Origin of the sequence: Enterobacter sp. CC120223-11 (assembly GCF_900215375.1) — a bacterium.
Classification (GTDB): domain Bacteria; phylum Pseudomonadota; class Gammaproteobacteria; order Enterobacterales; family Enterobacteriaceae; genus Scandinavium.
This window is the reverse complement of record NZ_OBEF01000006.1, coordinates 14,379-28,448: the sequence shown is the minus strand read 5'-3', so window position 1 is coordinate 28,448 and position 14,070 is coordinate 14,379. Positions and strand designations below refer to the sequence as shown.

General features: G+C 57.0%; 12 protein-coding genes. 7 read left to right on the top strand and 5 right to left on the bottom strand.

Going from position 1 to position 14,070, the window contains the following annotated elements; genetic code table 11:
- Positions 1–35 precede the first annotated feature (35 nt).
- The 5 genes from CRO87_RS08710 to CRO87_RS22705 all read left to right on the top strand — a co-directional run bounded on the left by CRO87_RS08710 (position 36) and on the right by CRO87_RS22705 (position 3,685).
- Positions 36–200: a DUF1127 domain-containing protein gene (locus CRO87_RS08710; protein ID WP_097162544.1), complete on the top strand. Its 165-nt coding sequence runs from the start codon at positions 36–38 to the stop codon at positions 198–200.
- Between the two features lie 243 nt (positions 201–443).
- Positions 444–908, top strand: a complete 465-nt coding sequence (locus tag CRO87_RS08705) for a MarR family transcriptional regulator (protein ID WP_097162543.1) — start codon at positions 444–446, stop codon at positions 906–908.
- Positions 909–911: 3 nt separating this feature from the next.
- Entirely contained in the window at positions 912–1,979 is a 1,068-nt protein-coding gene (locus CRO87_RS08700; protein ID WP_097162542.1) for an HlyD family secretion protein, read from the top strand.
- Complete coding sequence (locus CRO87_RS08695; protein ID WP_097162541.1) at positions 1,969–3,042, top strand: DUF2955 domain-containing protein; 1,074 nt, start codon at positions 1,969–1,971, stop codon at positions 3,040–3,042. Before CRO87_RS08700 ends, CRO87_RS08695 begins: the two co-directional genes overlap by 11 nt.
- Positions 3,043–3,523: 481 nt before the next feature.
- Positions 3,524–3,685, top strand: a complete 162-nt coding sequence (locus CRO87_RS22705; protein WP_176504284.1) for a hypothetical protein — start codon at positions 3,524–3,526, stop codon at positions 3,683–3,685.
- A 39-nt stretch (positions 3,686–3,724) separates the two neighbouring features.
- On the opposite strand, the gene CRO87_RS08690 is transcribed toward CRO87_RS22705, so the two are convergent.
- A complete protein-coding gene (locus CRO87_RS08690) occupies positions 3,725–5,005 on the bottom strand; it encodes a DUF445 domain-containing protein (RefSeq protein WP_097162540.1) in 1,281 nt (426 codons plus the stop codon).
- A 46-nt stretch (positions 5,006–5,051) separates the two neighbouring features.
- Positions 5,052–6,944 (bottom strand): potassium transporter Kup, encoded by a 1,893-nt coding sequence (locus tag CRO87_RS08685; protein WP_097162539.1) that lies wholly within the window; start codon positions 6,942–6,944, stop codon positions 5,052–5,054.
- 221 nt (positions 6,945–7,165) lie between these two features.
- Between CRO87_RS08685 and CRO87_RS08680 the strand changes: the two genes are divergently transcribed.
- Positions 7,166–8,521, top strand: a complete 1,356-nt coding sequence (locus CRO87_RS08680; protein ID WP_097162538.1) for an esterase-like activity of phytase family protein — start codon at positions 7,166–7,168, stop codon at positions 8,519–8,521.
- 57 nt (positions 8,522–8,578) lie between these two features.
- Here the strand turns inward: CRO87_RS08680 and yjiA are convergent, their stop codons facing one another.
- The 3 genes from yjiA to CRO87_RS08665 all read right to left on the bottom strand — a co-directional run bounded on the left by yjiA (position 8,579) and on the right by CRO87_RS08665 (position 12,005).
- Positions 8,579–9,532, bottom strand: a complete 954-nt coding sequence (yjiA, locus tag CRO87_RS08675) for a GTPase (protein WP_097162537.1) — start codon at positions 9,530–9,532, stop codon at positions 8,579–8,581.
- A gap of 8 nt (positions 9,533–9,540) precedes the next feature.
- On the bottom strand, positions 9,541–9,744 hold the full coding sequence (locus tag CRO87_RS08670; RefSeq protein ID WP_097162536.1) for a YbdD/YjiX family protein: 204 nt from the start codon (positions 9,742–9,744) through the stop codon (positions 9,541–9,543).
- Between the two features lie 107 nt (positions 9,745–9,851).
- Complete coding sequence (locus CRO87_RS08665; RefSeq protein ID WP_097162535.1) at positions 9,852–12,005, bottom strand: carbon starvation CstA family protein; 2,154 nt, start codon at positions 12,003–12,005, stop codon at positions 9,852–9,854.
- A gap of 337 nt (positions 12,006–12,342) precedes the next feature.
- Here CRO87_RS08665 and tsr point away from each other — a divergent pair, with 337 nt between their 5' ends.
- Positions 12,343–14,010 carry a methyl-accepting chemotaxis protein gene (gene tsr / locus CRO87_RS08660; RefSeq protein WP_097162534.1) on the top strand — a complete coding sequence of 556 codons (1,668 nt, stop codon included), beginning with the start codon at positions 12,343–12,345 and terminating at the stop codon, positions 14,008–14,010.
- Positions 14,011–14,070: the final 60 nt, after the last annotated feature.

Genomic DNA, 14,070 nt, shown 5'->3' with positions numbered 1-14,070 from the left:
GATGATAGGTCATCGACAGCGTGAGGAGGTGCAGGATGGAATTTTATGAAAACCGGGCGAAAGCCCCTTTCCATATTTTTGTATTGGTTGGGCGTTGGATGCGGCAAACCTGGCGTGCATGGCGGACGCGGCAGGTGCTCGACAGACTCAGCGATGAGCAACTTAAAGATGTCGGGTTACGACGTGATGACTATTGCTAACCTTTTATACCCAGTGGTGATTGCCCGGTGGCAGCTGTGCCTTACCAGGCCTACGTAAGCAAAGGTCTTGCTGGCCTCGTGGCGGCGGCGCCTTACCTGCCCATTCGGCGTGGGTTTGTAGGCCCGGTAAGCGCAGCGCCACCGGGCATTTCCTTTTCACATTCCATGCTCTTTCATCTTTACGTTTCTTGATACTTATCAGGGTAAGTATTAATCTGATCTTCGGTTACTGAGGGGATCGTAATGACTGAAGATGAATTGTTTGCCCGCCGCCCAATGGGGATGCGTATGGCGATGGTGGTGCGCCAGTGGCGCGCGATTATCGACCACGCGATTACCGACACCGGCCTGACGCAGTCCAGCTGGACTACGCTGATGCAGCTTAAAGAACTCGGCGACAACGTGTCCGTGAGTGAACTGGCGGAGGTGCAGGGCATCGAACTGCCGCCGCTGATGCGCACTCTGGTACAGCTTGAAGAGCAGGGGTACCTGCTGCGTGCGGTGTCGCCGTACGACAAGCGCTGCCGCCTGCTGACGCTGACCCCGAAAGGCCGTGAAGTCCTTGAGCGGCTGACGAACGTCATTGAAACCTGCCAGCAACGCGTCACCGAAACGATTCCCGCCGAAGTCATGGAAACCTTCAGTAACACGCTGAACCAACTCGCCTGCAACATGCGGACCATCCGCGACGAAATCAATAAGACCTGAAAAATGATGAGCCCCGAACAAAAATTTGCCCGCTGGGTAAGGGTGAGTATTGCCTCTTTCCTGCTGATGTTTGTCTACTTTATCGTCGCCGATATCTGGATCCCACTGACGCCGGACTCCACGGTGATGCGCGTTGTCACGCCCATTTCTGCGCGCGTTTCCGGATACGTTTCGCACGTCTACGTCCATAACAACAGCCAGGTGAAAAAAGGCGATTTGCTCTACGAGCTGGATGCCACGCCGTTTATCAACAAACTGGAAGCGGCGCAGATAGCGCTTGAACAAGCGAAGCTCAGCAACCAGCAGCTGGATGCGCAGATAAGCGCTCAGCTTGCCAACCTCAAGACCGCGCAAATCACCGCCCGCAATAATCAGGCGACCTTTGGCCGCTACCAGCGGCTGGCAACAATGCAGAACGTGTCGCAGCAGGATCTGGACAACGTACGCACTGCCTGGCAGAACAGTGAGCAGTCGGTGAGTTCGCTCAATGCGAGCATAGACAATCTGCGGATTCAGCGTGGCGAGCACAACGACGCTCGCAACGTGACGCTGCAAAAATACCGCAATGCCCTGGAGGAAGCGCAGCTGGAGCTTGGCTGGACGAAGATCCGCGCCGAAGCAGATGGCACGGTGAGCAACCTGCAATTAAGCCCCGGGCTGTACACCAGTGCAGGCACGGCGCTGCTGGCTCTGGTGAACGACAACACCGACATCGTGGCAGACTTCCGCGAAAAAAGCCTGCGTCACACGAAGGTGGGCACCGATGCCGCCGTGGTGTTTGATGCGCTGCCGGGCAAGGTTTTCCGCGCCAGCGTGACCAGCAGCGATGCCGGGATCCTCGCCGGGCAGCTGGCGGTCAACGGCCAGCTTTCGCAGCCGGAAGAATCCAATCGTTGGGTGCGTGACGCGCAGCGGATGCGTATTCACGTCATGCTGAAAGAGCCGCTCGATAAAGCGCTGCCGACGGGCGCCCGAGCCACCGTTCAGCTCTATAACAGCGAAGGCCCTCTGGCGCGATTCTTCTCCGGGCTGCAAATTCGCCTCGTCAGCTGGCTGCATTATGTCTATTAACACCCTGGCGCGGGTTTTTACGCCGCACGATAACATCGTCTACAGCGCCAATGACTTTCGTCAGACGCTGCGAATCGTCTTTGCCGGGATGCTGGCGCTCAGTATTTCGACCTTCTACAACGTGCAGTACGGCGTGTTCTTTGTGGTCTACCCGGTCATGCTGCTGTCGCTGGTGCCGGTGTTTAACCGTCATGTTGCAAAGCAGTTTGTGTTCAGCGCAGTGCTGAACTGCATCGAAATGGTGCTGATTATCGGCTATCTGTCGCAGTGGCCGGTTATCATGACGCTGGTGGTGTTTGCCCTCTACGTGATGCGTTTTCGCTTTATGAGCCAGGGGCCGCTGTTCCTGTTCGGTTCGATGGGCGTAGTGTGCCAGAGCGTGATGCTCAATTTTATGAGCTACCCAACCAGCAATTGGCACACGCTGATGTTCTCGAATATCGAGGCGAGCGTGATGGCCGTGGCGCTAAGTGCGCTGATGCATTTTCTGTTGCCTGACGTGGAGCCTCGTTTGCCGCCGCCGCGTATCGAGAAAAATACTGCCCGCGTGCGGCATGAATCTTTGCTTTCCGGCACCGTAGCAACGGCCATCTTTGTGATCTTTCAGGTCTGCGATCTGAGCGATTCACTGTCGGCGCTGATGGCGGGGATCCTGATCCTTTTCCCGATGCATTACCGCGGCGCGGTGCTCAGTTCTCTCTGGCGCGTGGTGGGGGTCGTTCTGGCCTGTCTGTATATTCTTGTGGTGCAGATGATCCTCTACGATCACAGCAGCCATATGCTGTTGATGATGCCGTTAATTGGCCTGGGGCTGGCATTCAGTGCGCGTTTGCACGTGATGGAAAAAGTGGGGGCGGGCGTCGGGTTTGCGAGCATCACGACCATCGGCATCATGTTCGGGCAGAACCTGCACCCGGAACAGGATCTGGTGTTCAGCGATCTCTATCGCGTCGTTTCCGTGACGGTCGCGCTGCTGGCCACGCTGACGATGGTGTTCCTGATGCACAAGATCCTTAATTGCTTCGAGGCGACGCGGTTTGTGGTCAACAACCCGAATGCGTGAATCATCCAGATGACAGGTACAAAAAAGCCGCTTCAACGAGCGGCTTTTTTGTCATGCTAACAGGTTAGCGGCCTGTACATCCCGGTTTAAGTCTGGATGTGCATGTGTTCTGGCAATCAAACTCCACGCAAAAGAGTTTAACGCTTTGAACGTTCGTTGCAACTGACTTTCATCTTCAAATGTGAAGCTCCTTCCTGAAATAGACCTTCTTTTTGCAGGGTTGCAGTGCACAATAGCAATGTGGAATGAGAACCAGAACAGCCGGTGAGTACGTGTGCTTTTTACCCGCCATGCGTTCCCTGAATGCGCATGGCGGGTGAGAGCATACTTGCCCATGGCCTTTCAGCGGGGTAGCTCCCGCCGGGTATGAAAGCCTGTCAACCGCGCCTGTTCTGGCAATCAAACTCCACAACTTGATTGCGCCCACGGTGAAGGCCCGGATGAGCTGTGGTAGGGCATGGCTCCGCAAGGAGGCAGGATAATGAAATTATCACCCCGTGATGTGCTCATTATCGTCGTTGTAACCGCATTTCTTCTGTTTGGACGCGTGAGTTTTGAGGCAAAAAATCTCAGGATTGATCGCTTCGAGGCTCAGCATCTTGAGCTGCAGCTGAAAGGCGTGTTACTACGGGCTCAGCAGTAAAGTAACCGACGGGGTGCTTCACCCCGTCACCTTGTTAGTTCAATGAACTAACGGCATAACAACCGCAGGCAGCTGTGAAAGCAGCCATAAAATCAGGCCGATGGTGCCGCCGACCAGCGTTCCGTTGATGCGGATAAACTGCAGGTCCTTGCCGATGTTCAGCTCAATTTGCCGCGACATATCGCGTGCATCCCAGCTTTTGACCGTATCGCTGATATGGCGGGTCAGGAAGGTGGCGAAATCGGGCGCTACGCGACGGGCGGCCTGCTCGAGATGGCCGTTTAGAGAGGCCCTCAGGGCGTTATCCGCAACCAGCGTTTCGCCGAACCACAGTCCGGCTTCCGAAATTCGCTGTTGTACGCGCGAATTATCGGCGGCCATATCGTCTTTCAGCCACTGGCGCAGATCGCCCCACATTTCACTGAGATAGCGGTTAAAGGCTTCATCATTTTTGAGATAGCGCTTGATGTTGTCCGCTTTCTCCGCCATTTCCGGATCGGTTTTGAGATTTTCAACCAGCTTGTTTACTGCGCGGTCAAAGGCATGGCGCACCTGATGCGCGCTGTCCTGGCTGACGTCATCGAGCAGCGTGTTCACCGCCTCCGTAACCATCTCCGCGCTGTGCTCACCGAGCCACTCGGTTGGCAGCACTTTGGCCTTCAGCGGGTGCTCTTTTTCCAGCCAGTGAATGATTTGCCGGGCAATGAATTCGCGGCTGCTCTCGCGCTGAAGCAGGGCAATCAGCTGCGCAATCAGCGCATCCAGCAGCTTCTGATGGCGATTATTTCGGGTCATGCTTTCCAGCATCAGGGCGCTGGTGCCGGTTAAATCCACTTTATCGATCGCTTTGTGCACGGCGCGTTTGAGTAAGTTCTGAATGCGCGAATCGTCGGTTAGCTCCAGGATGCCGCTCATCACCTGAATTAAGTGCTGCCCCACCCGCCGGGCGTTTTCGGGCTCGCTGAACCAGTTGCCTATCATCAGCGCGGGTTCGTGTTTGTGGATCAGGTTGACCAGCGACTGGGTATCGAGAAATTTTTCCTGCACAAAGTGGCCGAGATTGTCGCCGATTCGGTCCTTATTGCGCGGAATAATCGCCGTATGGCGTGAAATGAACGGCAGTGGCACGCGGCGAAAAAGCGCCACTACCGCGAACCAGTCTGCCAGGGCACCCACCATCGCCGCTTCCGAAATCGCCTTCAGGGCGCTGACCCACGGCGCTGGCGGCAGAAATAGCGTGGTGATAAAAATGGCGGCCGCAATCAGCAGCAGCGAGAGCGCCAGCAGCTTGGCGCGTTTGAGTTCAGCTAATTTTTCCATACCCTAAGCATAGAGCGGGACGGCAGAAGAGTGCAAAGCCTCTGCGTCAGATAGCCACGCGGCGGCTGATCTCCACGACCTGATCGCCCGGCAAATGGTAATAGTGCGTCGCGTGCGTGCAGTTGCGCGCCATAAATGCAAAGCAGCGGCGCTGCCATTTGGCGATGCCTTCACCATCTTCGCGCCCGACAATGGTTTCGTGGCCGAGATAGTAAGTGGCATCGGTAAGCTCAAAAGGGCAGTTTCGTTTAGTGATTTCCTGCTGCAACGCCGGAATATTCGGGCGCTCCATAAAGCCGTAATAGGCCACCGCCCGCCAGTAGTTGGGCGCGGCGCGGCGAATCACCAGCCGGTTTACGTTGGCGATATGCGGCACGTTCAGAATGGTGACTGTCAGCGCCAGGATATTCTCCTGAAGCGCCCGATTGCGCATCACGTGCCAGCGCATCACTGGTGGAATACCGCCCTGCGAGCGGGTTAAAAACACCGCCGAGCCAGGGCCGCGAGGGATTTTGTTCGCTTCCAGCTTGTCGAAAAAGGTCTCAACGTCCATGCCGATGTCGTTGAGCGATCGCAGGGTAGCGGCATGCCCGCGATGCCAGATTATCATCACCGTACAAATCACCGCCGCCAGCAGCAATGGGATGTAGCCGCCTTCCAGCACTTTGATGAGGTTGGCTATGAGGAAACAGGCATCGATCGTCAGGAACAGCAGCGCGACCAGCCCGCTGGCGGTGCGGTTCCAGTGCCAGATGCGGCGCATCGCCACGTACAGCAGGCCGGAGGTCATCAGCATGGTCAGCGACACGGCGATGCCATATGCGGCGGCGAGGTTGTCGGAGGATTTGAAAAACACGGCGAGAAATACCGTGGCTATCATCAGCAGCCAGTTGACGATGCCGATGTAAATCTGCCCGTAGTTGTCCTCCGCCGTTTGCCTCACCAGCAGGCGAGGCAACCAGCCCAGTTGGATGGTCTGGCGGGTCATGGAAAATGCGCCGGTAATAATCGCCTGGCTGGCAATAATGGTGGCGAGGGTGGCCAGGATGACCAGCGGAATTTGCAGCGCAGGCGGGCAGAGGCGAAAGAAAATATTGTGGGTGATATCCGCCCCGGAAAGCAGCAGCGCCGACTGCCCGGCGTAGTTCAGCAGCAGGCTCGGGAACACCAGGCCGAACCACGCCATCCAGACCGGTTTCTTACCGAAATGCCCCATGTCGGCGTACAGCGCCTCGGCTCCGGTTACGCATAAAAACACGCCGCCGAGCACCAGGAAGCTCACCAACCCGTTCGACAGTAAAAAATGCACGCCGTAATAAGGGTTTATCGCCATCAGCACCGCCGGATGCTGAGCGATGCCCCAGATGCCAAGCCCGGCAATCACCACAAACCATAGCGTCATGATGGGGCCAAAAACGATGCCAATTTTGGCAGTACCAAACGGCTGAATGGCAAACAATGCCACCAAAATGGCCACTGTGCCCGGCAGGATCAGATGCTGCCCTTCAGGAAAGACGATTTTCAGCCCTTCCAGCGCCGAGAGCACCGAAATAGCCGGGGTAATCGCCCCGTCACCGTAGATCAGTGCCGCACCCAGCAGCCCCGCAAAAATGATAAGCCCACGCCCTTTACCGTTGTGCTGCAACAGCGACATCAGCGCCATGATCCCGCCTTCGCCGCGGTTGTCGAAGCGCATCGCAACAATGGCGTATTTGATGGAGGTGACGAGGATCAGCGTCCAGATAATCAGCGACAGCAGGCCGAGAATGGTGGCGGGCGTCGGGCTGTGGCCGGAAAGCAGGATGACCGTTTTCAGGGTATACAGCGGGCTGGTGCCGATATCGCCGAACACCACGCCGAGCGCGCTGCCTGCGAGCCATAAAGAGTTGGTAGGCTTAGGCGTCGAGGACTGTTCCGCCGTGAGTGCCGTCTGGTCCATGCTAACGTCCTGTCGGTTAAAGGGGTCTGGTTAGACTATAGCCCCGAATGTTCGCCAGCAGTGCCGGGGGCGGTTATCTTCAGTACCTAGGGATGGCAAATATCGCGCCAGGCAGGCGTAAAACGCTTGCAGGTTAGAATCCCCAAACCGTCACACCCCCGTCATCTCCCTGTCATTCAACCTTCTTACGTTGTTCACACTCAAAAAAAGGTGCTAACGACATGAAACTCAAACTGATTCCTCTGGCTTTGTTGTCCGCATTTTCTCTGAACGCCCTGGCCGCTGAACCGACTGCCGAACGCTACGTGGTGAGCTTCCCGGAAGGCTCGCACGTGAAATACAGCGGAGCATTTGCTTCTGCATTCCCGAACGGGCTGCCAGTCGGCATTGGCTCTGGCCTGCTGTTTACCGGCAAGCAGGGCGATGCGCTGACGTTTGCGACGGTGACGGATCGCGGCCCGAATGCGGATTCGCCGAAAGTCGGTAAGCAGGAGGGCAAAATTTTTGTCGCGCCGGAGTTTGCGCCGATGCTGATGAATATCCGCGTAGAAAATGGCAAGGCGCAGGCGACAAACGCGCGTCCGTTACATGACGACAAAGGCAATATCAACGGGCTGCCGTTGCAGAGTGGGGTGATTGGCTCGACGAATGAAGTGGCGTTCAGCGATCAGCTGAAAACCCTGATCGGCGACAATCGCGGGCTGGATACCGAAGGCATCACGCCCGACGGCAAGGGCGGCTACTGGCTGTGCGATGAGTACGGCCCGTTCCTGATCAACATTGACAGCAACGGTAAAATCATTGCCGTTCACGGCCCGCAGGCGGCGGAAGGCGAGAAATCGGTCGCGGGCGGGTTGCCGAATATAATCAAATGGCGTCAGCCAAACCGCGGTTTTGAAGGCGTGACCCGTATGCCGGACGGTCGCATTATCGCGGCAGTGCAGAGCACGCTGGATATCGACGGCAAGAGCAAGAAAAAGGCGCTGTTCACGCGTCTGGTGAGCTTCGACCCGGCGACCGGCAAAACGGCGATGTACGGCTACCCAATTGACGACGTGTACGACAAGAACAGCGACGCCAAAATCGGCGATATCGTGGCGCTGGATAACGACCACATCCTGCTGATTGAGCAGGGTGGTGATAAAAACGACGTGATGCGTAATAACGTCTACAAGGTTGATCTGAGCAAGGCCAGCGACCTGGCAGCGTTCGATAAGCCGGGAGAGTATCCGGAGTTTGATGATGCCGATAAGCTGGCGAAGCGCGGCGTCGTACTGGCGACCAAAACCTTAGCCGTCGATCTGCGTAAGCTCGGCTGGCAGCAGGAAAAAGCCGAAGGCCTGGCGCTCATCGACAGCAAAACGATCGCCCTGGCGAACGATAACGACTTCGGCGTGAAGACCGTCCTGAAAGATCCAGTTGAAGGCAAAAAGATGAAGGATTATCGGGTTAACGATCAGGGCAAGCTGACCGTTGATGACAAAGTGGTGGCGACGACCATCGGCATTAAGCCACTGGAAAAACCGGAGTCGGACAGCGAACTTTGGGTGGTGACGCTGCCTGAGCCGTTGATGTAAGGGCTGTGCGGCCTGATTCCCTCTCCCTTTGGGAGAGGGAATAAACTACGCCCTCTGTCAGCGCTTCAACGCCGCAAAAGCTGCCCGAATCTCCTCTTCCGGCAGTTGCACGCCGATAAACACCATCGTGCTGTGCGGTGGTTCTTCGCCCCACGGGCGGTCCCAGTCGGCGCTGTAAAGGCGCTGGACGCCCTGGAACAGCAGGCGGTTCGGCTCGCCGTCAATCCACAGCATGCCTTTGTAACGCAACAGTTTGTCGGCAAACGACAGCAGCAGGTTTTCCATCACACGTGAAACGTCGCTGATATCCACCGGGTAATCCAGCTCCACCACAATGGACGACACGTCGTTTTGCTTATCGGCCATAAAGTGAAAACGTGGTTTTGTAGTGACGTTTTCTTCCAGCATAAAGCCGTTGGTGTTGAACAGCTGCGCGAGGTCGATATCGCCGTGAGTCACGGTGTAGATCGGCGCGCGGGCGTTGATACGCGTCAGGCGTTCACGCAGTTTTTCGCTCTCGCCTGCCACGTCTGTTTTCGTCAGCAGAATACGATCCGCATAGCCGATCTGCGACTGCGCCAGCGTGAACTGGTTCATCTGTTTGTCGGCGTGTACGGCATCAACTAAGGCGATCACGCCGTCGAGCAGATAGCGTTCGCAAAGGATCTCATGGGAGAAGAAGGTCTGAATAATCGGGCCAGGATCGGCCATGCCGGTGCATTCGATGATCAACCGGTCAAATTCGATATCGCCACGATCGCGGGCGTCGAGCAGATCCAGCAGCGCGTCTTCCAGTTCGTTAGATTTGCTACAGCAGATGCAGCCGTTGGTGAGGGTTTTGATCTGCGTGGCGCGATCGCCGACCAGCTGGGTGTCGATCGAGACTTCGCCGAATTCGTTTTCAATGACGGCGATTTTGAAGCCGTGCTGTTCGTTGAGGATATGGCGCAGCAGGGTGGTTTTGCCTGCGCCGAGAAAACCGGTGAGCAGGGTGACGGCAATCGGGGTCATCTTTTCTCCTAACAGCAGCGCACGCCGCCTTCTCCACTTCCGCCGTAGCGCGCTTCCTGGCGCTCGCGGAAAAATTCGTTGTAGGTCATGTACGGCTTATCCGGATGGTTGGTTTTCATATGCTCAACGTAGTTGTCATAGTCCGGGATGCCAATCAGCATTTTCGCCGCCTGACCGAGGTATTTTTTGGCCTGCCCTAAGTTACCAAACATTGTACCGTCCAGAAATAATGAAGCCCGACGTTGTGATACAGGTCGGGCGATGACCCTCTCCCTAGCCCTCTCCCAAAGGGAGAGGGACGGGGAGAGGGGATTGACGATTAATGATGTGAAGAAGTCTTCACGCCACCTTCAGGTACCGGCACATACGGCGTCTCTTTGTCGGTACGGCCTTCGGCGTTACGCACTTTCATCCAGGTTTTAATGCCGTAGAAGATGATGCTGTACACCACCACCAGGAACAGGATGCTCAGACCCGCGTTGGTGTAGTTGTTCACCACGATATGGTTCATGTTGGCAATCTGCTGCGCGGTCAGGTCTGCGCTGCCGTTGGCAATCTTCTCTTTGTACTGGTTCGCCATAAAGAAGAAGCCTTCCAGCTGCGGATTGGTGCTGAACAGCTTGAGGCCCAGCGCCCAGGTGGTGCAGAGCAGCAGCCACAGGGCAGGAACGACGGTCACCCAGATGTATTTGGTGCGCTTCATTTTAATCAGTACAACGGTGCCGAGCACCAGCGCCACGGCGGCCAGCATCTGGTTAGAGATACCGAACAGTGGCCACAGGCTCTTCACGCCGCCGAGCGGATCAACCACGCCCTGATACAGCAGGTAACCCCACAGACCTACGCAGCCCGCGGTGCCCAGAATGCCCGCCACCAGAGAGTCGGTTTTTTTCAGGAACGGTACAAAGTTACCGAGCAGATCCTGGAGCATAAAGCGGCCCGCACGGGTACCTGCATCCAGCGCGGTGAGAATAAACAGCGCTTCGAACAGAATACCGAAGTGGTACCAGAAGCCCATGTCCGCCCACGGCAGCACTTTATGGAACACGTGCGCGATACCTACCGCAAGCGTTGGTGCGCCACCGGCGCGGTTCAGCACGGACGGTTCGCCGATGTCTTTGGCGGTCTGCATGATTTGCTCAGGCGAAATCACGAAGCCCCAGGAGCTGACGGTTGCCGCCGCGTGAATGCTTGCGTCTTTCAGCTGCGCCATGATCAGCGCGGCATTCTCACCGCCCATCTCATGCAGGTTTGGCATGGTGATGCCGAGGCCCGCAGGCGGGGTGTTCATCGCGAAGTAGAGGCCTGGCTCGATAATGGACGCGGCCACCAGCGCCATGATCGCCACGAAGGACTCCATCAGCATCGCGCCGTAACCAATCAGGCGGGCGTCTTTCTCATTCGCCAGCAGCTTCGGCGTGGTGCCGGAGGAGATCAGCGCATGGAAACCAGAGACCGCACCACAGGCGATGGTGATAAACAGGAACGGGAACATCGCGCCCTTCCACAGCGGGCCGGTGCCGTCGATGTACTGCGTAACCGCAGGCATTTTCAGCTCAGGGTTGAGGATAACGATCCCCAGCGCCAGGCCGACGATCACGCCGATTTTCAGGAAGGTTGCGAGGTAGTCACGCGGGGCCAGAATCAGCCACACCGGCAGCAGCGCGGAAACAAACGCGTAGCCAATCAGCGCGAAGGTGATGGTGGTGTCTTTAAAGGTCAGCGCCGGGCCCCAGTACGGGTCGTGGGCAATCACGCCGCCAAAGTAAATGGAGGCCACCAACAGCACGATGCCAATCACCGACACTTCACCCACGCGGCCCGGGCGGATAAAGCGCATGTAGATGCCCATGAACAGCGCAATCGGCACGGTGGAGCAGACGGTGAACACGCCCCACGGGCTTTCGGCCAGGGCTTTCACCACGATCAGCGCCAGTACCGCGAGGATGATGATCATAATCAGGAAGCAGCCGAACAGGGCGATGGAGCCCGGCACGCGGCCCATTTCCTCTTTCACCATTTCGCCAAGCGACGAACCGTTACGGCGCGAGGAGATAAACAGCACCATAAAGTCCTGCACCGCACCAGCGAGTACCACGCCCGCCAGCAGCCACAGGGTGCCTGGCAGGTAACCCATTTGTGCGGCAAGCACAGGGCCAACCAACGGGCCAGCGCCTGCGATAGCGGCGAAGTGGTGGCCGAACAGCACGTAGCGGTTGGTTGGCACGTAGTTCAGGCCATCGTTGTTGATCACCGCTGGCGTGGCGCGGGTTTCATCGAGCTTCATCACCTTCTGGGCGATGTAGAGACTGTAGTAGCGGTAAGCCACCAGATAGACCGAGACGGAGGCGACCACGATCCAAAGGGCGCTGACGTGTTCACCGCGGCGCAGGGCGACCACCGACAGGCAGAATGCCCCGATGATCCCGATAATGGCCCACGGCACATGCTTGAGAAGTTTCTTCATATCCATAGTTAAAAACCTGGCGTTTATAAGAATGAGTAAAGTATTGGAACGGCTGGAGGTATTGATGCTGGGGGCTATGTTGCCAGAGCTATGCGCGCGTCGCGGGCGGAAAATCAGTGAGCGGTTGTATCGGGGGTTAAGCGGTCATCTGCGTGGGTAAGCGGTTTGGGTAACCGACTGAATAATAAATAAATGTGACGGATATCACACTGAGGAGTACGGAGTGAGTCTGCATTAAGCAGAGGATTCTAAGTGCCACTTCGCCTTATGCAACAGGATTTTCTTTAAAGTTTTTTCTTTCCAGGCCGATCAACCAAAGACCTTCGCTCAGGAAAGAGAAAAAATGCTAAACCGTATTAAAATTGTCACCAGCCTCGTGCTGGTTTTGGTCCTTTTTGGCCTTTTACAACTGACATCCGGCGGCCTGTTCTTTAACGCGCTGAAGCACGACAAAGAGAACTTCACCGTCCTGCAAACCATCCGCCAGCAGCAGTCCACCCTCAACGGCAGCTGGGTTTCGCTGCTTCAGACCCGCAACACTTTAAACCGCGCCGGGATCCGCTACATGATGGATCAGAACAATATCGGCAGCGGTGCCACGGTGAAGGATCTGATGCAGATCGCCACCACCTCCCTGAACGATGCGGAAAAGCGCTGGGCCGAGTATGAAGCCCTGCCACGCGATCCGCGCCAGAGCGAGGCCGCAGCGCTTGAGATCAAACGCAACTACGACATCTATCATGGCGCGCTGGCGGAGCTGATTCAGCTGCTCGGCGCAGGCAAAATCAACGACTTCTTCGATCAGCCAACCCAGGGCTATCAGGACGGGTTTGAGAAAGCCTACGTCAGCTACTTCCAGCAAAACGATCATCTGTATGAGATTGCCGTGGAAGACAATAGCAGCTCCTATAACCAGGCTATCTGGGTGCTGATCTCTGTGCTGATTGCGGTGCTGGTGGTGATCGTCGGCGTCTGGGTGGGGATCCACAAAACGCTGATCCAGCCGCTGACGCGGGTGATCGACAGCATTCGTCATATTGCCGGGGGCGATCTGCTGAAACCGATCGACGTTGATGGCAGCAATGAGATAGGGCAGCTGGCAGACTCTCTGCGTCATATGCAGGGTGAACTGGTCCGCACCGTGGGCGAAGTACGCAACGGCGCGGATGCTATCTACAGCGGCGCCAGCGAAATCGCGATGGGCAACAACGACCTTTCCTCACGCACCGAACAGCAGGCCGCTTCCCTGGAAGAGACGGCGGCGAGTATGGAAGAGCTGACGGCGACGGTGAAACAGAACGCCGAAAACGCTCGTCAGGCGAGCCATTTGGCGCTGAGCGCCTCTGAAACCGCGCAGAAGGGCGGTAAAGTGGTGGATAACGTGGTGCAGACCATGCGCGACATCGCGGGTAGTTCGCAGAAGATTGCCGATATTATCAGCGTGATCGACGGCATTGCCTTCCAGACTAACATCCTGGCGCTGAACGCCGCGGTGGAAGCGGCGCGTGCCGGTGAGCAGGGCCGTGGTTTTGCAGTGGTGGCAGGAGAAGTTCGCAACCTTGCCCAGCGTAGCGCCCAGGCCGCCCGTGAGATCAAAAGCCTGATTGAAGACTCGGTGAGCCGTGTTGAACTGGGCTCCACGCTGGTTGAAAGCGCCGGTGAAACCATGGAAGAGATCGTGAATGCGGTCACCCGCGTGACCGATATCATGGGCGAAATCGCCTCCGCGTCTGACGAGCAGAGCCGTGGCATCGACCAGGTGGGCCTGGCGGTGGCGGAAATGGATCGCGTGACGCAGCAGAACGCCTCGCTGGTGGAAGAATCCGCTTCAGCGGCGGCGGCGCTGGAAGAGCAGGCGAGCCGTCTGACTCAGGCGGTGGCGGTGTTCCGCATTCAGCAGTCTCAGCTGGCGGCAAAGCGTGAAGCCGCTGCGGGGAAGACCAACACTCCGGCACCGACGCTACGTAAAGCAGTGGCCACCGAAAGCGGTGATAACTGGGAAACGTTCTGACAGAGAAATGCCCGTTGGCGCTGGCGCTTACCGGGCCTACAGGTTTTGTAGGCCCGCGCA